Origin of the sequence: Pseudonocardia oceani, assembly GCF_019263585.2 — a bacterium.
Classification (GTDB): Bacteria; Actinomycetota; Actinomycetes; order Mycobacteriales; family Pseudonocardiaceae; genus Pseudonocardia; species Pseudonocardia oceani.
Genome location: NZ_JADQDF010000001.1, coordinates 2,662,304 through 2,681,561, shown reverse-complemented (window position 1 = coordinate 2,681,561; position 19,258 = coordinate 2,662,304). Strand labels below are relative to the sequence as shown.

Annotated in this window: 21 protein-coding genes and 1 pseudogene; 12 read left to right on the top strand and 10 right to left on the bottom strand. The window is 74.1% G+C overall.

Annotation, left to right across the window (positions count from 1 at the left end; genetic code table 11):
- Positions 1 to 6: 6 nt before the first annotated feature.
- Together I4I82_RS13340 and I4I82_RS13335 are read left to right on the top strand one after the other, a co-directional pair.
- Positions 7 to 228, top strand: coding sequence for an AbrB/MazE/SpoVT family DNA-binding domain-containing protein (locus I4I82_RS13340; protein ID WP_226370031.1), 222 nt, complete (start codon positions 7 to 9; stop codon positions 226 to 228).
- Entirely contained in the window at positions 225 to 590 is a 366-nt protein-coding gene (locus tag I4I82_RS13335) for a type II toxin-antitoxin system VapC family toxin (RefSeq protein WP_218590147.1), read from the top strand. The genes I4I82_RS13340 and I4I82_RS13335 overlap by 4 nt, the downstream gene beginning before the upstream one ends.
- A gap of 6 nt (positions 591 to 596) precedes the next feature.
- Here the strand turns inward: I4I82_RS13335 and I4I82_RS34965 are convergent, their stop codons facing one another.
- Positions 597 to 758 (bottom strand): hypothetical protein, encoded by a 162-nt coding sequence (locus I4I82_RS34965; RefSeq protein WP_372451383.1) that lies wholly within the window; start codon positions 756 to 758, stop codon positions 597 to 599.
- Positions 759 to 952: 194 nt separating this feature from the next.
- Between I4I82_RS34965 and I4I82_RS13325 the strand changes: the two genes are divergently transcribed.
- From I4I82_RS13325 to I4I82_RS13310, 4 genes are all read left to right on the top strand, one after another.
- Positions 953 to 1,435, top strand: coding sequence for a GNAT family N-acetyltransferase (locus I4I82_RS13325; protein ID WP_218590146.1), 483 nt, complete (start codon positions 953 to 955; stop codon positions 1,433 to 1,435).
- Positions 1,436 to 1,499: 64 nt separating this feature from the next.
- Complete coding sequence (locus tag I4I82_RS13320) at positions 1,500 to 2,324, top strand: SDR family oxidoreductase (protein WP_226370030.1); 825 nt, start codon at positions 1,500 to 1,502, stop codon at positions 2,322 to 2,324.
- Positions 2,324 to 3,346 carry an LLM class F420-dependent oxidoreductase gene (locus tag I4I82_RS13315; protein ID WP_218590145.1) on the top strand — a complete coding sequence of 341 codons (1,023 nt, stop codon included), beginning with the start codon at positions 2,324 to 2,326 and terminating at the stop codon, positions 3,344 to 3,346. Before I4I82_RS13320 ends, I4I82_RS13315 begins: the two co-directional genes overlap by 1 nt.
- Complete coding sequence (locus I4I82_RS13310; protein WP_218590144.1) at positions 3,265 to 3,534, top strand: CGNR zinc finger domain-containing protein; 270 nt, start codon at positions 3,265 to 3,267, stop codon at positions 3,532 to 3,534. Before I4I82_RS13315 ends, I4I82_RS13310 begins: the two co-directional genes overlap by 82 nt.
- 1 nt (position 3,535) lies before the next feature.
- On the opposite strand, the gene I4I82_RS13305 is transcribed toward I4I82_RS13310, so the two are convergent.
- Together I4I82_RS13305 and I4I82_RS13300 are read right to left on the bottom strand one after the other, a co-directional pair.
- Positions 3,536 to 4,024, bottom strand: a complete 489-nt coding sequence (locus I4I82_RS13305) for an SCO family protein (RefSeq protein ID WP_218590143.1) — start codon at positions 4,022 to 4,024, stop codon at positions 3,536 to 3,538.
- Positions 4,021 to 5,493 (bottom strand): linalool dehydratase/isomerase domain-containing protein, encoded by a 1,473-nt coding sequence (locus I4I82_RS13300; RefSeq protein WP_218590142.1) that lies wholly within the window; start codon positions 5,491 to 5,493, stop codon positions 4,021 to 4,023. Before I4I82_RS13300 ends, I4I82_RS13305 begins: the two co-directional genes overlap by 4 nt.
- 104 nt (positions 5,494 to 5,597) lie before the next feature.
- Between I4I82_RS13300 and I4I82_RS13295 the strand changes: the two genes are divergently transcribed.
- From I4I82_RS13295 to I4I82_RS13275, 5 genes are all read left to right on the top strand, one after another.
- Positions 5,598 to 7,112: a class I adenylate-forming enzyme family protein gene (locus I4I82_RS13295; protein WP_218590141.1), complete on the top strand. Its 1,515-nt coding sequence runs from the start codon at positions 5,598 to 5,600 to the stop codon at positions 7,110 to 7,112.
- Between the two features lie 32 nt (positions 7,113 to 7,144).
- Positions 7,145 to 8,266, top strand: coding sequence for a GAF domain-containing sensor histidine kinase (locus I4I82_RS13290; RefSeq protein ID WP_218590140.1), 1,122 nt, complete (start codon positions 7,145 to 7,147; stop codon positions 8,264 to 8,266).
- On the top strand, positions 8,260 to 8,868 hold the full coding sequence (locus I4I82_RS13285; RefSeq protein WP_226370029.1) for a response regulator: 609 nt from the start codon (positions 8,260 to 8,262) through the stop codon (positions 8,866 to 8,868). The genes I4I82_RS13290 and I4I82_RS13285 overlap by 7 nt, the downstream gene beginning before the upstream one ends.
- 280 nt (positions 8,869 to 9,148) lie before the next feature.
- Entirely contained in the window at positions 9,149 to 9,706 is a 558-nt protein-coding gene (locus I4I82_RS13280) for a phytoene desaturase family protein (protein WP_218595765.1), read from the top strand.
- Positions 9,707 to 9,729: 23 nt separating this feature from the next.
- Positions 9,730 to 10,677: an NAD(P)-dependent alcohol dehydrogenase gene (locus I4I82_RS13275; RefSeq protein WP_218590138.1), complete on the top strand. Its 948-nt coding sequence runs from the start codon at positions 9,730 to 9,732 to the stop codon at positions 10,675 to 10,677.
- 92 nt (positions 10,678 to 10,769) lie between these two features.
- Here I4I82_RS13275 and I4I82_RS13270 read toward each other — a convergent pair whose 3' ends face one another.
- The 7 genes from I4I82_RS13270 to I4I82_RS13240 all read right to left on the bottom strand — a co-directional run bounded on the left by I4I82_RS13270 (position 10,770) and on the right by I4I82_RS13240 (position 18,338).
- The gene (locus I4I82_RS13270; RefSeq protein WP_225920592.1) at positions 10,770 to 11,246 is read right to left on the bottom strand and encodes a general stress protein; all 477 of its coding nucleotides are present in this window, start codon (positions 11,244 to 11,246) and stop codon (positions 10,770 to 10,772) included.
- A 35-nt stretch (positions 11,247 to 11,281) separates the two neighbouring features.
- Positions 11,282 to 11,512: a hypothetical protein gene (locus I4I82_RS13265; RefSeq protein WP_218590136.1), complete on the bottom strand. Its 231-nt coding sequence runs from the start codon at positions 11,510 to 11,512 to the stop codon at positions 11,282 to 11,284.
- Between the two features lie 74 nt (positions 11,513 to 11,586).
- Positions 11,587 to 13,128: a molybdopterin-dependent oxidoreductase gene (locus I4I82_RS13260; RefSeq protein ID WP_218590135.1), complete on the bottom strand. Its 1,542-nt coding sequence runs from the start codon at positions 13,126 to 13,128 to the stop codon at positions 11,587 to 11,589.
- Positions 13,129 to 13,223: 95 nt separating this feature from the next.
- Positions 13,224 to 13,739 (bottom strand): fasciclin domain-containing protein, encoded by a 516-nt coding sequence (locus tag I4I82_RS13255; RefSeq protein ID WP_225920591.1) that lies wholly within the window; start codon positions 13,737 to 13,739, stop codon positions 13,224 to 13,226.
- A gap of 886 nt (positions 13,740 to 14,625) precedes the next feature.
- Complete coding sequence (locus tag I4I82_RS13250) at positions 14,626 to 14,862, bottom strand: glycoside hydrolase family 15 protein (protein ID WP_218590133.1); 237 nt, start codon at positions 14,860 to 14,862, stop codon at positions 14,626 to 14,628.
- A gap of 653 nt (positions 14,863 to 15,515) precedes the next feature.
- Positions 15,516 to 17,450 (bottom strand): AMIN-like domain-containing (lipo)protein, encoded by a 1,935-nt coding sequence (locus I4I82_RS13245; protein WP_218590132.1) that lies wholly within the window; start codon positions 17,448 to 17,450, stop codon positions 15,516 to 15,518.
- 651 nt (positions 17,451 to 18,101) lie between these two features.
- Positions 18,102 to 18,338 (bottom strand): hypothetical protein, encoded by a 237-nt coding sequence (locus tag I4I82_RS13240; protein WP_218590131.1) that lies wholly within the window; start codon positions 18,336 to 18,338, stop codon positions 18,102 to 18,104.
- A 502-nt stretch (positions 18,339 to 18,840) separates the two neighbouring features.
- Between I4I82_RS13240 and I4I82_RS13235 the strand changes: the two are divergent.
- Positions 18,841 to 19,057, top strand: a pseudogene (locus tag I4I82_RS13235) (IS5/IS1182 family transposase); the annotation flags it as partial.
- Positions 19,058 to 19,258: the final 201 nt, after the last annotated feature.

Below are 19,258 nucleotides of genomic sequence, written 5' to 3'. Positions count from 1 at the left end.
GTGGTGATGGGTGATCGCGGTCGCCTGGTGGTTCCCGCCGAACTCCGCGAACGCCTGCACCTCGACGCCGGGACTCCGCTGGTGCTGGTGGAGACGCCGCACGGAGTGGTCCTGGCCACCCGCGAGCAGGTCAAGGCCCTCGTCCGGCAGTCGCTGCGGGGTCCCGATCTCGTCGACGAGCTGCTGGCCGACCGCCGGCGCCAGGCGGCTGCCGACGACGCCGCGTGAACCTCTTCGACGCTTCGGCGCTGCTGTGCTTCCTGCAGGGTGAGGCCGGGGCCGATGTCGTCGAGCGGGAGCTGCTCGTCGGCGGCACATGCAGCGCAGCGAACTGGTCGGAGACGGCGCAGAAGGTGTTGTCGCGCGGCGCGGACTGGGACCTCGCGCGCGCTCTGCTGGAGGGCTACGGACTGGTGGTCGAGCCGGTGCTGGCCGACGACGCCGAGCGCGCCGCGCGCATGTGGCGAGCGGGCAGCGGGCTCTCGCTCGGGGACCGCCTGTGCCTCGCCACCGCGCACCGGCTGGACGCCGTGGTGTGGACGGCGGACGCCGCGTGGGGGAACGCCGAGCCCGTCCGGCAGGTCCGCTGAGCGCCCTCACGCCCCGACGACGCCGTCGATCCCCTCGCGCAGCCGGTCGGCGTGCCCGCGACCTCGGCCTCCCAGGCGGCCTGGGAAGTCGCCCTCGGGCGAACACGCGAACGGCACGTCATCGGCCGCGATCACGCGCCGGAACCACGTGCGCTCCACCTCGGCCATGCGCCGCACGAGCCCGAGCAGTGACGACGTCGACGGGGGGGCATCGAGCGCGTCCGCCGCTGCTCGTCGGACAGGCCCTCGCACTTCACGGAGAGCGTGGCGCGGTGGTGGCCGAGGAATGTGCGCAGGGTGCTGCGCTCGTCGCCGCGCAGCGGGGGTTCCGGGCGTTCGGTCACGGGTGGAGGCTGGATCGGGTGGCGGTGCGACGACGGGAGACCCGGGACCTGCCGGGGTGCGTGGCCGCGCTGCGCGAGGTGCACCTCGCCGACCGCTACCCGACGGCGTGGCCGGCCGACCCGCGCGCGTGGCTCGACCCGCCCGGGACGACGGGGGCGTGGGTGGCCGAGGTCGGCGGGGTCCTCGCCGGGCACGCGTGCCTGGTGGCGTGGGCGGACGCCGCGGTCGTCGCGCGGACCGGGGTGCCCGCCGAGCGGCTGGTCGCGGTGAAGCGGCTGTTCAGCACGCCCGCGGCCCGGGGCGGGGGCGTGGGCCGCGCGCTGCTCGACGCGGCCGTCGCGCACGCCGCGCAGGTCGGCCGGACGCCGTGGCTCGACGTCGTCGACGGGGAGCCGGCCGTCGCGTTCTACGAGCGGCTGGGCTGGCGCCACGTCGAGCGCCGCCCCGCCGACCGGACCGCCGGGCACCCGGTCATGCACGTCTACCTCGCCCCGCGCTGATCCCTCCGGTTACAGTCAGTCCTGACTGCCTCGCTTCCGCCTCGCCGACGATCCTGGAGCCCCCGTGCCCGATTCCCTGAAGGACCGCACCATCGTCATGTCCGGCGGTAGCCGGGGGATCGGGCTGGCGATCCTCGTCGCGGCGGCGAGGGAGGGGGCGAACGCGGTGCTGCTGGCCAAGACCGACCAGCCCGACCCGCGCCTGCCCGGCACCGTGCACACCGCCGTCGCCGAGATCGAGGAGGCCGGGGGACGGGCCGTCGCCGTGGTCGGGGACGTGCGCGAGGAGGCCGACTGCGAGCGCGCCGTCGCGGCCGCGGTGGAGCACTTCGGCGGCATCGACATCGTCGTCAACAACGCCTCGGCGCTGAACCTCACGGGCACGCTCGACCTCGCCCCCAAGCGCTACGACCTCATGCAGCAGATCAACAGCAAGGGCACGTGGCAGCTCACGCGGGCCGCGCTGCCGCACCTGTTCGCGAGCGACGACGGGCAGGTCGTGACGCTCTCGCCGCCGGTCAACCTGGCGCCGCACTGGCTGGGCCGGTTCCCGGCGTACGCGCTGAGCAAGATGGGCATGACGATCCTGACGCTGGGCTTCGCCGCCGAGTTCGCCGAGAAGGGCGTGCGGGCCAACTGCCTGTGGCCGCAGACGACGATCGCGACCGCGGCGGTGGTCAACCTGCTCGGCGGCGAGGAGGCGGCGGCCCGCTCCCGGACCCCGGAGATCATGGGCGACGCCGCGGTGGCGCTGTTCACCGACGCGCAGCGCCCGACCGGGCAGATCCTGCTCGACGTCGAGGTGCTCGCCCGCGCCGGGAAGACCGACCTGTCGGCCTACGGCGGCACCGACGACCCCGAGCTCGACTTCTTCGTGGACTCGCTCTGATGCGGCTCGGGCTGGCGCTCGGGTACTGGGGGGCGGGGCCGGACCCGACCGCGGCGGAGCGCGTCGCGGCGGCCGAGGACCTCGGGTTCGACTCGATCTGGACCGCCGAGGCCTACGGCTCCGATGCGCTGACGCCGCTGGCCTGGCTGGGTGCGCGCACCTCGCGCGTGCGGCTGGGGACCTCGGTCGTGCAGATGTCGGCGCGCACCCCCACGGCCACGGCCATGGCCGCGCTGACGCTCGACCACCTCTCCGGCGGCCGGGTGGTGCTCGGGATCGGCGCGTCCGGGCCGCAGGTCGTGGAGGGCTGGTACGGGCAGCCCTATCCGAAGCCGCTCGCCCGGACCCGGGAGTACGTGCAGATCCTGCGCTCGGCGTTCGCCCGCGAGCGCGTCGAGTTCGCCGGTGAGCACTACGCGATCCCGCGCCCCGGCGGCGCCGGGCTGGGCAAGCCGCTGCGCTCGACCGTCCACCCGCTGCGCTCCGACCTGCCGATCCTGCTCGCCGCGGAGGGCCCGAAGAACGTGGCCCTGGCCGCGGAGATCGCCGACGGCTGGCAGCCGCTGTTCTACGCGCCACGCCACGACGCCTTCTACCGCGACTGCCTCACCGAGGGCTTCGCCCGCGAGGGTGCCCGCCGCACCGCCGACGACTTCGAGGTCGTCTGCATGGTGCAGGTCGTCGTCGACGAGGACGTCGACGCCGCGGCCGACCGGCTGCGCCCGATGCTCGCGCTCTACATCGGCGGCATGGGGGCGAAGGGCGTCAACTTCCACTACGACGTCTTCGCGCGCATGGGCTACGAGGACGAGTGCGCGCGGATCCAGGAGTCCTACCTGGCCGGGCGCAAGGACGAAGCCGCGGCCGCGGTGCCGCTGTCGATGGTGGAGCAGATCGCGCTGGTCGGGCCGCGGGGCAAGATCGCCGAGGAGCTGGAGTCGTGGCGGTCCTCGCTGGTTACGACGATGGTCGTGGGCGGCGGGAGGGCCGAGCTGGAGGTCGTGGCCGAGCTGGTGGGCTGAGGGTCGGGCGCCCGCGCGCGACTGGCCGCGCCTCGAGATCTGCCGCCACCCCCGTTCGCCGGGCGGCGTTCTTCGACCGCTCCCGCAACGGGTCCGGCGGCGTGTGGTGCTCGATGGCCGTCTGCGGGTCGGACACGAAGAATCGGGCGTTCGCGGAGCGGCGGCGGGCGAGGTCGCGGGCCGGCTGACCTACCCGGCGAGCAGGCGCCGGAGGTCGTCCGCGATCGTCTCCGCCGTCGCGTGGTCGGGCCAGTGGTGCGCCGGGCGCCCGGCGTCGTCGAGCAGGTAGGTGATCGCGGTGTGCGGCACCTCGTAGCCGTCGGGGGTGTCGCGGCGGCGGGCGAACACGCGGAACGCGCGCTTGGCGTCGTCGACCTGCTCCGCGGTGCCGGTCAGGCCGGTGAAGCGCGGGTGCGACGCGGCGAGGAACGCCGCCAGCACGGCCGGGGTGTCGCGCTCGGGATCGACGCTGACGTACAGCGGCACCAGGGGCGCGGGGCCCGGATCGAGGGCGTCGAGCGCGGCGTCGAGCTTCGCCAGCGCGCGTGGGCACACCACCTTGCACGCGGTGAACCCGAACTGGACCAGCTGCCAGCGGCCGGCGTAGCTGCCCTCGGTGACGGGGGTGCCGTGGTGGTCGACCAGGGAGTAGGTCGCGCGGATCGGCGGAGCGCTCACGGTGCGGCCACCAGGTCGACGGCGGGCCCGTCCGGCACGTCGACCACGAGCCCGTCGCCCTCGCGGCGGCCGGTGACCTCCTGGCCGCCCAGCCGCAGCCGGGTGCCCGGGGTGAGCCGGCCCAGCGTGACGGTGCCGCCGCCGGGGACCGCGCGGTCGCGCCGCAGCCGGGCGTGCAGCACGCCGTCGACGACCTCGGCCCGGCTCACCTCGACGTCCCGCTCGACCTCGACGAGCGCGGGCTCGGCGTGGTGGGAGGCGTCCCACGGGCGGTTGTAGAGGCCCCACAGGCCGTCGGGGACGTTGAGCCGGGCGTAGCCGAGCAGGACGTTGCCCGTCATCGGCTCGATCAGGGTGCGGTGGCCCTCGGCGTCGGTCGGGGTGTCGTTGCGGGGGTAGTGCAGCGCGCCGTCGACCCGCTTCGGGCCCATGTACCGGTCGGCGTGGGCGAGCAGCCCGTCGAGGGTCTCGCGGTCGCCCATCTCCGAGGCCCAGGCGGCCACCCAGCCGGTGTCGCAGGTGTCGGACACGACGGTCTGGCCCATGACCTGCATCGCGGGGGCCGACCGGACCGACAGCGTGCCGTCGGGGCCGGGGACGAGGAAGTCGGCGACCTGGCGGGGGTAGTGCTCGCGGACGAACTCGCGGTTCCACATCGACATCAGGGCGCCGCACCAGGCGTCGACCCAGGGGGAGAGGGCGTCGTTGCCGCGCACCGCCCGGCTGTCCTCGGAGACCATCATCGCGTAGTGGCCGCGCTCGTCGAGGCGCCCGAAGTCGGCCCACGCCCGCTCGTAGCCGGCGACGACCTCCTCGGCGCGGTTCCCGCCGGTGATCAGGTCGTGCAGCCGGAAGCCGAGGATCGCGGGCTGGTTGCAGATCTGGAACACGCAGTTGGGCTCGCACGCGACGCCGACGTAGCCGTTCTCGACCATCTGCCAGTAGAGGTGCTCGTTGAGCGTGTCGCGGTCGTAGGCGAACACCTTCTCCTGCCCGCCCCAGAAGAACGACCAGTGCCGGAACGAGAGCGAGCCGGGCGCGGCGTAGCGGTCGTCGGCGAAGAGGTGGTCGTGCAGGAGCGCGCACGACTGCACGTACGCCGAGTACATGATGTTGTCGCGGACGACCGGGTCCCACTCCTCGTGCAGCCGGTCGGACAGGTGGGCGTTGAAGACCGAGCCGCCGCGGGAGACGTCGCGCCAGTACATCCAGACGTCGGGCTCGAGCAGCTTCGCGATCAGCCGCTCCATCGTGGGCCGGAACAGGCCGGGCGCGGCCGGGAGCCGGTGCCGGTGGGTCAGCGCGAGCCCGTAGACCGTGTACGCGAGCTGGAACCGGTAGCTGCCGAAGTCGTCCTCGCCCAGGCCCCGCCCCTGCATGCCCGACCAGTCGTGGGGCAGCCGGCGCGAGAGGTCGTCCCAGTGCCGCAGGTGCCCGAGCTGGTCGGCGTCCAACGTCGTCGTCGTCACCCTGCGGAACGTACCGATCCGGGGCGACGCCACCACACCCGTTCGGGTGTGCCGGGACGCGGCGGACTCCGGTGAGCTGACCGCTCTCGAGTGCGGAGGTCGGAGTGGACGGTCCTGGGGACATCCTGCGGGTGGCGGCGGCGCGGTTCGGCGGTAAGACGGCGCTGGTGACGGCGACGCGCACGCTGAGCTTCACCGAGCTCGACGCGCTCAGCGACCGCGTGGCGGCGTGGCTCGCGGCGCGCGGGGTCCGGCCCGGTCAGGTGGTGTCGCTCTACGCGCAGAACCGGTGGGAGTGGGTCGTCACCGCGCACGGGGCGCTGAAGGCGGGCGCCGTCATCAACCCCGTCAACGTCATGCTGACGCCCGAGGAGCTCGCGTTCGTGCTGCGCGACTGCGGCTCGGCCGCGGTGTTCACCAGCGCCGAACAGGCCGGCACCGTCGTCGAGCTGACGCGCGACCTCCCGGAGCTGGGCACCGTCGTCGCGTTCGGGGAGGCGGAGGGCGCGGTCGGCTTCGACGAGGTCCTGGCCTGCACGGATCCCGTGCCGGAGGTCGTCACGGACCCCGCCGCGCCCTCGACGATCGGCTACACCTCGGGCACCACCGGGCACCCCAAGGGTGCGGTGCAGAGCCACCGGGCGGTGCTGTGGAACTGCGCCACGACGGCCACGGTGCACGGCCGCCACGCCGGCGACGTCGTCGTCACCGCGCTGCCGGCGCCGCACGTCTACGGCAACGTCGCGATCAACGGGACGTTCCTCGCGGGCGGCACCGTCGTGCTCATGGAGCGGTTCTCCCCGGGCGAGGCGCTGCGGCTGATCGGCGAGCACCGCGCGACGCTGTTCGAGGGCGTGCCGGCGATGTACGCGATGCTGCTGGCCGACCCCGGCCTCGCCGACGCCGACCTGTCGTCGCTCACGCGGTGCACGGTCGGCGGGCAGACGATCTCCCTGTCGACCATCGAGCGCTGGGAGAGCCGGTCGGGCGCCCCGCTCATCGAGCTGTGGGGCATGACCGAGATCGCCGGGCTCGGCACCACCCACCCGCTGCACGCGCCGCCGGTGCCCGGCTCGATCGGCGTCTCGCTGCCCGGGGTGCAGGTGCGCATCGCCGACCTCGAGGACGTGCGGCGCGACGCGGCACCGGGCGTCCCCGGTGAGCTGATGGTGCGCGGCCCGATCGTCATGATCGGCTACCACGGCAACCCGACGGCGACGGCCGAGGCGATCGAGCCCGACGGCTGGCTGCACACCGGCGACGTCGCCACGATGGACGAGACCGGGCACGTGTTCGTCGTCGACCGCCGCAAGGACATGATCATCACGGGCGGCTACAACGTCTACCCTGCCGAGGTCGAGCGCGTGCTCGCCGGGCACCCGGCCGTCGCGATGGTCGCGGTGGGACCGGTGCCCGACCCGGTGCGCGGGGAGCTGGCCTGCGCCTACGTCGTGCCGGCCGCGGGGACGAGCCCGACCGAGGAGGAGCTCATCGCGCACACCGCGGGGCACCTGGCGGCCTACAAGCGCCCGAGGCTGGTCCGGTTCGTCGACGCGCTGCCCGCGACGTCGACGGGGAAGATCATGCGACGGGAGCTGATCAAGCAGTTCACCCCGTGACAGGTGCCGCCGCATCGGCGTTGAATGGCGGGGTGGACGACGAGCTCGGAGCGGTCGCCCGGGAGCAGGCCGAGCTGGTCGCGCTGCTGGACCGCCGTACCGCGCTCCGGGCCACGCTGGAGCGCCTCGCGGCCGACGGCGAGGTCACGTGGGTGGCCGAGCCCGTGCCCGGCGACGACGAGCACGGCGAGTACCTCGTGCTCGCCCAGGTCCACGGCGACCGCACCGGCCTGCTGCGCGGCCTGCGCGTGCCGCGCGGGCTCGGCCTCACCGGCAAGGTGCACGACACCGCGAGCCCGCTGTGGGTCGACGACTACCTGCGCGCCACGGCCATCACCCACACCTTCGACGGGCACATCGAGGCCGAGGGCGTCCGCCGCCTGCTCGCGGTGCCGGTCCGGCGCGCGGGCCGGGTGCTCGGGGTGCTGGCCGTGGGCGCCCGCGCCGACGGGGCCTTCGGCGACCGCGCGGTCGAGCGGGCGCGCGCCGTGGCCGACGAGGCCGCGCTGGCCGTCGCGGTGGCGGAGCAGGCGCGGCTGGCCCGCGAGGTCGCGGTGCACGAGGAGCGCAGCCGGGTCGCCGCCGCGCTGCACGACAGCGTCGGGGCGCTGCTGTTCGCGATCGGGTCCGGGGTGGCGGGGCTCGCCGAGACCGCGGGCGGCGACCCCGAGCTCGTGGCCCGCCTCGAGCGGCTGCAGCGCCAGGCGAGCGAGGCCTCCACGGCCCTGCGCGACTCCCTGCGGACGCTGCGCGCCTCCCCGTCGGCCCTCGCGCTGGCCGTGACCCTGCAGGCCGACTGCACCGCGTTCACCGACCGCACCGGCGTCCCGGCCGAGCTCCTCGTCCTCGACGAGGACCCGCCGCGGCTCCCGCCCGCGGGCACCGAGGTGCTGGTGGCCGCGTTCCGGGAGGCGCTGCTCAACGTCGAGAAGCACGCGCGGGCCGGCGCCGTCGTCGTCACCGCGGGGCACCACCCCCGCGGCGACCGGATCGTCGTGGCCGTCACCGACGACGGGCGGGGCCTGCCGCCCGACCACGTCGCCGGCATCGGACTCACCCACACCGGCGACGCGGCCGCCCGCCTCGGCGGGAGCGTGCGCGTGACCTCCCCGCCGGAGGGCGGCACGACCTGGCGCATCGAGCTCCCGTGCTGACCGGGCGCGGAATCCGGGTCGTGGTCGTCGACGACCACCCGGTGGTCCGCGACGGCGTGGTCACCCAGCTCGACCGCCACGGCGACATCCGCGTCGTCGGCAGCGCCGCCGACGCCGCCGCGGCCGTCCGGCTCTGCACCGCGGAGAAGCCCGACGTCGTGCTGCTCGACCTGCGGCTGCCCGACGCGATGGCCGTCGACGTCGTGCCCCGGCTCCGCGCGGTCTCGCCCGCCAGCCGCGTGCTGCTGTTCACCGCGTTCCCCGAGCACGCCGCGGTGGCGCCGTCGCTGGCCGCGGGGGCGTGCGGGCTCGTCGTCAAGGACGCGTCGGGCACGGTCCTGCGCGACGCGCTGCGCGAGGTGTTCCGCACGGGCCGCTACGACGGCGCCGACGCCGGCGGCTCGGCGGCCGCCCCCGTCACCCCGCGCGAGTACGACGTCCTGCGGCTGGTCGCGTTCGGCCACACCAACGTCGAGATCGGCGAGCAGCTCGGGCTGTCGGTGAACACCGTGAAGACCTACCTGCACAACGTCATGGGGAAGCTGCACGCCCGCAACCGGGCCCAGGTCATCGCGAACGCGCGGGCGCACGGCCTGCTCTGACTGCGTTCGACGGAACCGACTGGGGGTGCGCCAGGACGTGTCCATCGTGTCTCCGCCCATCGAGGACTACGGCGTCGTCGGCGACCTGCAGACCATGGCGCTGATCCCGGCGGGGTCGTCGCCGCGGCCATCACCTCGCTGCCCGAGGAGATCGAGGGTTCGCGGAACTGGGACTACCGCTTCCGCGGGCGCTTGATCGGGGAACGGGCGCGCGACCTGTGGGCCGAGCCGTGGTTGGGCGGGCACCCGGGGGGTAGTGGACGAGCAGGAAGTGGACGGGGTGAGCCGCGCGGTGAACGAGGCCCAGCGCCATCTGCTGCCGGCCCGGCCGACGATCGTCGCCGGGCAGCCCGCAGCCCTCGACCCGACCCGGGTGCCCGACGGCGGCGGCGCGCTGTGGCTGCAGCTGCAGGAGACCCCGGGCCGCCCGGTCGGCGACGCGGCGGGCGAGATCGACGTCGGGGACGGCACCTGGACCGAGGACCTGCGTGAGCGCTACGCCGACCGGGTCGTCGCCGAGCTGGGCAAGCACGTCACCAACCTCGACTCCGCGCTCGTCGCCCGCCGCGTGATCTCCCCGGCCGACCTGGAGGCGGCGAACTGCAACCTCGTCGGCGGCGACCCCTACGCCGGGGCGTGCACGCTCGACCAGTTCCTGCTCTGGCGGCCGGTGCCGCACCTGCACGGCCACCGCACCGTCGTGGACGGCCTGTGGCACATCGGGGCCTCCACCCACCCCGGGCCCGGCCTGGGCGGGGCGAGCGGCCTGCTCGCCGCGCAGAACCTCATCCGGCGGGCCGGGCGCCGGCGCCGCCTCCGCGCGCTCACCAGGCGCTGACCACCACCCGAGGAGACACAGACATGCCGACCGCCGTCCGCGCCGCCGTGGCCACCGAGCCCGGCGTGCCGTACACGCTCCATGATCTCCAGCTCGATGACCCGCGGCCCGAGGAGGTGCTGGTGCGGATCGTCGGTACCGGCGTCTGCCACACCGATGTCGTCGTGCGCGACAAGCTCTATCCCGTCCCTCAGCCGATCGTTGGCGGCCACGAGGGCGCCGGCGTGGTCGAGGCCGTCGGCGACGCCGTGCGCGACGTCGCCCCAGGCGACCACGTCGTCCTGGCCAATCTCTCCTGCGGGACGTGCCGGCTGTGCCGCACCGGCAACCCGTCGTACTGCCTGAACTTCTCGGCGCTCAACTTCTCCGGCGCGCGCCCCGACGGCAGCTCCACCATGAGTGGTCTCGACGAGGTGCGCGGCTCGCTGTTCGGCCAGTCGTCGTTCGCCACCCACGCGCTGGCTCACGAGCGCAACACCGTCGTCATGCCCGGGTCGGCGCCGCTGGAGCTGCTCGGGCCACTGGGCTGCGGCGTGCAGACCGGGGCCGGCGCGGTGCTCAACGCACTGCGGCCCCAGGCCGGCAGTCGGGTCGCCGTGTACGGAGCCGGGGCCGTCGGGCTCTCCGCGCTGCTCGCGGCGAAGCTCGTCGGGTGCCCGCTGCGCATCGTCGTCGAGCCCCGGGCGCAGCGACGCGCGCTGGCCGAGGACCTCGGCGCCACCCACACGATCGACCCCGGTGCGACCGACCCGGTCGCCGCGGTGAAGGACCTGACCGGGGGCGAGGGCGTCGACTACACCCTGGAGTGCTCCGGGGAGCCCGGCCCGTTCCGTCAGGCCGTCGACAGCCTGACCCAGTGCGGGGAGTGTGCGCTGGTCGGTGCCCTGGACGACGTCGACCGGGCGTTCCACGACGCGTTCGACGACGGGACCGCGATCAAGCCCGTCCTGCTCATGGGAGACGGTCACTGACGTCCTGGGCCGTCGGCCCGTTCCCTGCGCCGACCGTCGCGGCGGCGCGGGGAGCGGGCGCGCCCCGCGCCGGGATGGTCGCGCGACCCGCCCTACGCGCTGCGTCGCCCGGCCGGTGCCGGGACGTCGGCGACGGCGGCCTCCGCCTCGTCGGCGATCTCGGCCAGGGCCAGGATGTCGTAGCGCTCCGCACGCACGGACGACACCGACGAGAAGTCGCGCCGACCCCCGCTCAGCGCATGGGCGAGGAACCCCAGCAGGAGCCCGACCAGCGCGCCGAGCACCACGCCGACCAGCGCCAGCAGAAGAGCCGAGACCAGCGGCTGCACGAGGCTGAACACGCCGAGCAGCCACCCGACGAGCGCCCCCACGAGCGCACCGTTGACGGCGCTCTCGCCGCCGGCCCGCCCGTACCCGCGGCGGCCGGTGACCTGCTCGTAGGACTGCAGGTTGGCGCCGACGATGGCCAGCCCGCTCACCGGGAAGCGGCGGTCGGCCAATGCGTCGACGGTGTACTGGGCCTCGTCGTAGGTCGGGTAGGACGCGATGACGCGGGTCGGTGTCGACACGGTCTCCTCCTGGTCGTCGGATGCGGGGGAGTGGGTCATTCCCGGCCCCGCCGGGAACGCAGCACGCCCCACGCCATCGCCGAGACCAGCAGCACCGTCACCACGCCGGCCAGCACGGTGAACGCAGGGTTCGGCGACCGTGCGAGGGACGTGGCGAAGAGCGCGATCAGCGCCGTCACCGAGACCGCGCCGGCGATCAGCTTCCACCGGGACAGACCACGGTCGGACTGCAGTCGTCGAGTCTGACGGTCGTGCGGAGTTCCCACGGGCAGGGAGTACCCCGGTATGGGGGATGCATGTGCGGGACGCCCAGGAGAGGCCGGCCCGGCACGACTCGTCGTCACGTCACGCTGAAGATGACGGTGTGGCGGCCGGTGGCGCCGTCCGGGCCGGCGTTGATCGGGTCGACGCGCTCGCCGGTCTGCACGGTGCCGGCCCGGTCGATCGCCCGCACCGTGGCGGAGTGGCGGCCGGGGCGGAGCGGAACGCGCAGGTACCACATGCGCCAGGTGTCGGGGTCGACCGCGTCGCCGAGCTCCGCCGGCCGCCACTCACCGTCGTCGAGGCGCACCTCGACGCCGGCGATGCCGACGCCCTGCGCCCAGGAGGTGCCGGCCAGGACGACTTCACCCGCGGGCACCTCGGCGAACCCGGCGGGTGCATCGATGCGCGACGAGATCTTGATGGGCACGATCCCGGCCGGGTCGCCGTCCCATCCGCGCCGTTCCCAGTACGGGTCGAAGGCGAACGTCGTGAGCTCCAGCTCGGAGAGCCACTTGGTGGCGCTCACGTAGCCGTAGAGGCCGGGCACCACGGCGCGCATAGGAAATCCGTGCTCGGGGAGCAGCGGCTCACCGTTCATCCCGATCGCCAGCAGGGCATCGGGGTGCCCGAGCACGCGGTCCAGCGGGGTGCCGATCGTGAAGCCGTCCACGGCACGGCCGACGAGCTGCTGGGCGTCCGGGTGTACGCCCGCTTCGGCGAGGAGATCGGCCAGCGGGACCCCGATGAAGTTCGCCGTGGAGACGTAGGGCCCGCCCACGGGGTTGGACACGCACGTCATGGTGATGGTCCGCTCGACGAGCGGGCGCGCGACGATGTCGGAGAAGGGCAGCTCGATCTCCCGGTCGACCATTCCGTGGATGCGCAATACGGCTTCCTGGGCGCGCAGCTGTGGCACCGTGAGGTTGACGTCGACGCGGTAGAACTCCGACGCCGGGGTGAGGAACGTCGGTGTGCCGAGCTCGGGGAAGGCCGCGCCCGGCGGGATCGGCGGGGCCGGCCGTGCCGGTACCAGGGGGCCGACCGCGCGCCGGGATGCCGCGACGTCGCGACGCCCGGCGAGCAGTGCGCCGCCGGCCCCCGCCAGGGCGGCCCCGACGGCCACTCCGCCGAACCCGAGCAGCAGGCCCCGTCGCCCGGTGTCCCGCCGCGGGTTGGCCCGCGCCCGGGCGTGCAGGCCCGCGAACACCGCCAGACCGGCGACGAGCGCCGCGATCGGGGCGAGCAGGGTCCAGGCGCCGGAGGTCTGCTCCACCACGGCGAGGCCCCCGAGCAGGCCGAGGGCCGCGACGACGGCCAGACCGGGCCACGACCGGCGCCGGGACGCGATCCCGGCCGCGGCCGCCACCAGTGCGATGACGACGGCCATCCCGGTGAGCAGGGCGGTCTTGTCGTCGCTGCCGAACACGGAGATCGCGAAGGACTTGACCGGGTTCGGCGTGCGGTCGACGACGGCGTTGCCGACGGCGAGGAAGGGAGACGCCGACGGCTCGGAGAGCAGGCCGGCGACGAGATGTCCCGCGCCGAGCGCCGCGGCGACGGAGAGGACCCCGGCCAGGGCCGCGACGGCCCGGCCCGGTGGCCGATCGGGTGTGGACACGGCACTCCTGACGGGGTGCGCGGGTGGCCCCGGGGCGGAGGGCCACCCGCGCGGCTCTGGCTGCGGCCGGAGCCGCAGCGCGGGTCACGTCCGGGTCACGCGGCCGGCGGCATGAGCACGGTGTCGATGACGAAGACGGTCGCGTTGGCCGTCGGGATGTTCCCGCAGAGCACGGTGGCCTGCTCCTGCTCGTCGATCGTGAGCGACATCGGCTCGCCGGTGATCGTCAGGGACTCGCCCTGCACAGTGGCCACTGTGCCGGCATCGGCCAGGCCCTGTGCGTCGTAGCGCTGCGGGACGACGTGGTAGGTGAGGATGTCGGTCAGCTGCCCGCTCGGGTCGGCGAGGAGACTGTCGAGCGTGCCGGGGGGCAGGGACTCGAACGCCGAGTTGGCAGGCGCGAACACCGTGTACGAGGCGGACGTGTCGTTGAGGGTGTCTCCCAGGTTGGCGGCCGCGACGGCGGTGGCGAGCGTGCTGAGCAGCGGGTTGTTGCCTGCAGCCGTGCCGACCGGGTCGTCGACCATGCCCTGCGCGGAGCCCTCGCCCTCGGTGGGCACCTCGGTGCAGCCCGGGCCGTAGATGTCGGAGGTCTGGGTGACCCCTGACATGGCGTCACCGCTCGGCGTAGCCGGCATCGTGGTCGAGGGCGCCATCGTGTCGGGTGCCACGGGTGCCGCCGGGTCGGCGTCCTCGGCACACCCACTCAGGGCGAGGGTCATCGCGGCTGCGGCGCCGAGGGCCGCCAGACGGGCGAGGTTTCTCATGTCGGCCTCTTCCTTCTCTCGGACGTTCGGACCCACTTCGGCTACCCGCGCATCCCGGCGCCCAGATCACGGGCGGGCAACGGAGTGGTCAGGAACTCCGGTCCAGATCGTGACCACCGCGGGGTTTGCGCGGCCGCATGGTGGGGGTCGGGGGCCGGAGCCGGAGGTCGCTCCCGGAGGGACACACGCCTCGCGGCCCGGCCCACCCCCGGATCCCTGGGGCGACCGCGGCCCCGGGTCCTCGACCCGACCGCGGCCCCGCCGGAGGCGGCGGCCACCCGGGCCGGGGTAGGTCCCGACCCGTGAGACGGGACCACACCAGGGAGGCCGGCTCGTCCGGCACAGCGGGATTTCACGTTCTGCGCCGGTCGCGCGAGTGGGGGTGGAGGAGAGCTTCGCGATCCACCCAACTCGACGGTCTCGTCGACGCCGAGTTCGACCACGTCCCGGCGGTGGCGATCGGGCCCCGGCGGTGGCCACCTGGGCCAGGTCAACGGCACCGGCGCCGCGCTCGCCCGGATCTGCCCGCGCGACCGCGGGGGTCGTGGTCAACGTCGGGTCCGAGATGTCCTACTGCTCGATCCTGCTGCAGTCCGACTATCGCGCGCCAAGCACGCGGGCGAGGACCTCAGCGAATCGGTCATCACCGAGCCGGCCCACGAGGGGAGCCGCGTCGAGGTGTGCATGGTGCAGCTGCCCGGGCTCAACACCCCGCAGTTCAGCTGGAACCTCAACCGGATGCCGCGCGGTTGCGTTCGAACCACCTGCTCGCCGCGACGGCGCCGCCCTGCTGGTGCTCGGCGAGGGCCATCACGAACCCGTACAGCAGCAACGCGCCCTCCGCCTCGCCCAGCGGGCGGCCGTCGTGGTGGTAGCGGAAGACGTACCCGTCCTTGCTGAGCTCGCTGCGGACCGCGTCGAGGATGGCCACGGTGCGGGGGTCGGCGGCGGGGAGTGCACCACGCACCGGGGGCAGCAGCAACGCCGCGTCGACCCGCTCGTCCCCAGGTGTCCGCTGCCAGCGACCCGAGGGGTGCAGCGCTTCGGTGCCGGTCGCTGCGACGATCCGGTCGGCCAGCGCGTTCCAGGACGACGCCTCCGAGCCGGCCCCCGCGCCCGCGGCCGCAGCCGCACGCAGCCCGGCCGCATGTGAGCCGCGAGTGCGCCCAGCGCCGCTCGTCGAGCTCCCACAGCCCGGCGCCGAGATCGTCGTGATGGTCGGCCACGGCCGCGACCGCCGTGGTCACAGCCCGGTGGGCGGTCGCGTCGAGCCGGTCGTGCCGCGCGGCGGCCGCCAACGGCAGCAGCGCCTCACCGAAGGCGCCGACCTGGAACTGTCCCCCGCCGGATTACCGGCGACGTCGGAACCGCCCGGGTAGCCCGACCCGGTGCTGGGCAGGTCGGCGCGCGCGCAAGGCTCGTCGTCGCGGCGGCGACCATTCCCCCCGCTGGAGCTGGTCAGGGCGCGCAGCACGGCGTAGGAGTGACGGGAGTCGCGGCGGGCGATGCCCCCGGCGAACTCCGGCACGGTGCGGTGCCAGGCGATCTCGGTGCTGCTCCAGGTGTGCGACGGCTCCCACCTCCGTTGGGGCGCTCGGAAGCAGGTCCGCACCCGGGAGGTCACCGCGAGCCCAGCTCGCTCCCGTCGGCACCCGACCAGCGGAGCCCGCCGGTCTCGGCGGCGGCGAGCGGTACGGCGAACCCGCCTGTTGCGGACTCGGGGACCGGTGCCGGCAGCACCGCGAGGGTGTCGCCGTCGGCCTGGGCGAACTCCATCCGGAACACCCGTTCCCCGGCGACCCCGGCGGTGACCCGCCGGTCCCCGACCAGGGCCAGCGGTACGGTCGTGACCCCGGTGGCCGTGGGTGGTGCCACGCAGTTCTCCGCACCGTCGGGCGGGATGCGCAGGCACACCTGCCCGTCGCGCATGGTCGCGGTCACGGTGAAGGCGCCGCCGCCACCGGAGTAGGCGGCCACCACCGACTCCTGGGCGGGGGAGCCCGCGGTGATCTCCATCGTGCGCACCATCCGGTCGAGCACGGCCACGTCGCGTCCGTGGTCGGTTCCGCCGATCCCGACGGTGTTCGCCACGAGGGTGCCCGGGCCGTCGTCGACGCCCGCGCCGAGGTCGACCAGGTAGCTCGTGGTCCGCGTCCCCTGCGGGTAGAGCCCGTCACCGGTGGCCACCCGCTCGATGCGCACCGCCTGGCGACCGTCGACGACGGTGACCGCGCGGTCCTGCTCGGTGGCCGGGTCCGGGGAGGCGAGCCGGAAGAACGGCGTCGGCTCCACCGACACCGCGATGGGCGCGACGCGGGCGTCGGTCCCCTCCGGGGGGTCGATGGGTTGCGGGGCGAAACGCGTGCACGGCGCCACCGCGTCCCCGGGGTTGGTCGACCAGCTCCGCGGGTACGAGACCGCCGTCGCCGGGCCCTCGCAGCGCTGGGTGAGGGCCACCGGCCGATCGGGAGCCGGCTGCCCGGTCAGGACGTCGACGACGACGCGCTGCGGGTCGTCGAGTCGCCCGACTGCGAAGGGCTGCATGCCGGTGAGCCCGGCGTAGAACGCGTAGCGGCCCTCGTAGAGGGTGCCCTCGACGAGCTCGGTGAGCACCTGGGCGCCCTCGATGCGCTGGCGCTGCGGCCCGTCCCACGGCGGGGTGCCGGGCGGCGCGTCGTCGCCCGGCAGCGCCACGTCGGTCAGGGTGATGCTCAGCGTCGCCGCGCCGGGAACCTCGATCGGGGCGCCCGACCCCTGTGCCCGAGGCTGGTCGGTGTAGCCGATCTCCCAGCCGGCCCGCCCGCCACCCGCGGTCTCGAAGACGATGCGGTCGAACCCGTCGTGGGCACCCAGACGCACGTCGGTGAGCGTCACCGGCGCCGCGGTGCCGTCGGCGGCGACGTCGTCGGTACTGGCCTCGCCGATCGGTCGCAGGTGCCCGTCGCCGTTCTGGCCGTTCCCGTCCTGGCCGCCGCCGCTGTCGTGCAGGACGTCGACGACCAGGCGGGGCGGGCCCCCGAAGACCTGCACCGCGTAGGGCAGCCGCTCGGTGACGCCCGCGGTCCAGGCGAGCCGCGACTCGAAGTCACCGGTCTGCACCACCTCGGTGACCACCTCGCCCCGGGGCGGTTGCAGGCGGTCGGGACCGGTGTAGGTGGTGCGGGGTCCGGCACCGGACAGGTCGACGGTGCTTGCCGGCGTGGTGGTGATCTGCAGGTAGGCCTGCCCCTCGATCGGCACGACGGCACCGGAGCCGGCCGCGCGGACCGGGGGCTCGGTGTAGGTGACGCGGTAGCCGGGCACGGTCTCGGCGAACTCGAGCACGATGCGGTCGAACCCGTCCTGGCCGGCGGTCCGCACGTCGGTGAGGTGGGCGGGGTCGCCCGCCGGGTCGGGGTAGCCCCCGCCCTGGACCGGGCCGGTGTCCGCATCGCCCACCGGGGCGGTCCCTGCGACGCCGAGGCCGGCCGGGTCGGGCGAGGTGGCGGTCACGTTCGCCGATGCACACCCGGCCGCGGCCACCATCAGGACGAGGACGGCGACGAGGGTGCGCACGGCGGCACCGCGACGGTCGGGCCGCCGTGCACGGTGCGCGACGCGCTCGGTGGGTTCGGGCGGTCCGGTCGGCGTGCCGGGACGGACCCGGCCGGCCGGCCGGGTGGAACCGGGGCGGATCACGACCATCTCTCCTCCTCGCGGTCGCACGGTTGAGGAAGTCGGGGCGCTCGTCGACGAGCGGGTCACCCCGCGGGCCGTACCCGGGATCCGCGGCGCCACCCGGCCCGCGGTCCGTCGTCAGCCGATCGTCAGGTGTCGACGGGAGCGCGACCGGTGGCGGCGCCGCGGACCGCAGCGCACACCACCGCGTCGGCCAGGCAGGCCTACTGGCCCCAGGAACGATCGAAGGCCCTCTGACGCTGATGCTCAGAAGGCCTGCGATGTGTGGTCGGGGTGACAGGATTTGAACCTGCGACCTCTTCGTCCCGAAGCAATGGAGCCGGTGGGCCAACCACGACGAACGTGCAGGCCACGGCCGTGTTGCGTCCGTGGGTGTGCATGGAGTTGTGCTCGTGGACGGCCCGGTTGTCACGCAGTTGGACACTCAGTCGCCGGAGTTTCCTTCCCGCACAGGATGCCGCACCCTGCCTCCTGCCCTCGCCAGCTTGCGCGCCCCGGCCATCCCGGAGACCTGCCGCCCGGCGAGGGCTACGTCTTCGACGCGGCGTGGATACGGTTCGCCTCGGCCTGAATGCGTTCCTCGTACCTGCCGATCGTGTCTTGGTCGAGGTGGCCCATCCCGCACAGTGCGAACAGCGCGCCGAGCGCAAAGTTCCACTCGTTGCCCGGCGGGTCCGCAGCGGCGTTTACGTTCGCGACGCGCGCAAGCACGTTGTCCATCAGCTCGGTGGGCGTTTCGCCCGACGTGGGATTCGGCTCAGCCATGGCCTCAGCTTCCCCCCGCCGTCAACAGTAGTTGGTGAACTGCGTCTGACCTAGACTTTTAATGTCGATCGCGCTTCGACCTGCCGGCGGGTGGCGTTGGGTGCTGACGAGTATCGCGGCATGTCGGCGGTCGCTTGTACCGGATCTGTACCGAGGGCCTCGCGCGCAGGCCGACCTGTCGGTCCTTCGCGCCACACTGGGGCAGTAAGCAATCCATTCCCCAGTACCGACGCCGTCCTCGCCGAACTACTTGCGGACCCGATTGGCGCCGCCGACATCCGCACGCGCGTACCGGCAGCCTCCGGACTCTATGCTTGGTGGGCCACTCCTTCGGTGCTCCCAACGCTGTCCGGGTGACTGCATCCGTCGATCCCGGATCTCCGGCTGATCTACGTCGGCATCGCGACCAAGCTCCGAAGCGGCTCGCGTCCAATCATCTCGGCCGGACCGGAAGCTCGACACTGCGCCGCACCCTGGCAGGACTCCTGCTCGACGACGAGCAGAGGGCTACAGCTCGCGGGCCAACCGGGAACTGTTGCGCCGGCGAGGGATGGCCCACACGATTCCCGAACCCCGTGACCAGCAGGCCAACCGAGTCCGGCGCGGATCAGCCAGGTGGCCGCCCGGTCGGGTTCGACAAAGCCCGCTACCGCCGCCGCAACACCGTCGAACGGGGCTTCTGCCAGCTCAAGCACTGGCGTGGCCTGGCCTGGCCCTACGTCGACACTACCTCGGAGCACTCCACCTGGCCGCCCTATTCACCTGGCTTCCATGATCGCTCAGACACTCCCTAGCTCGACGCCGAGGCGCTCAGCGCAGCGACGAGGCGGGACTGCAGGTGGTCCTGGCCAAGCTGGCGCCCCGGGACGACGCCTGACCTCTCGGTCGGATCGGTGCTCGGGCTGTCGCTGCGTCACTGA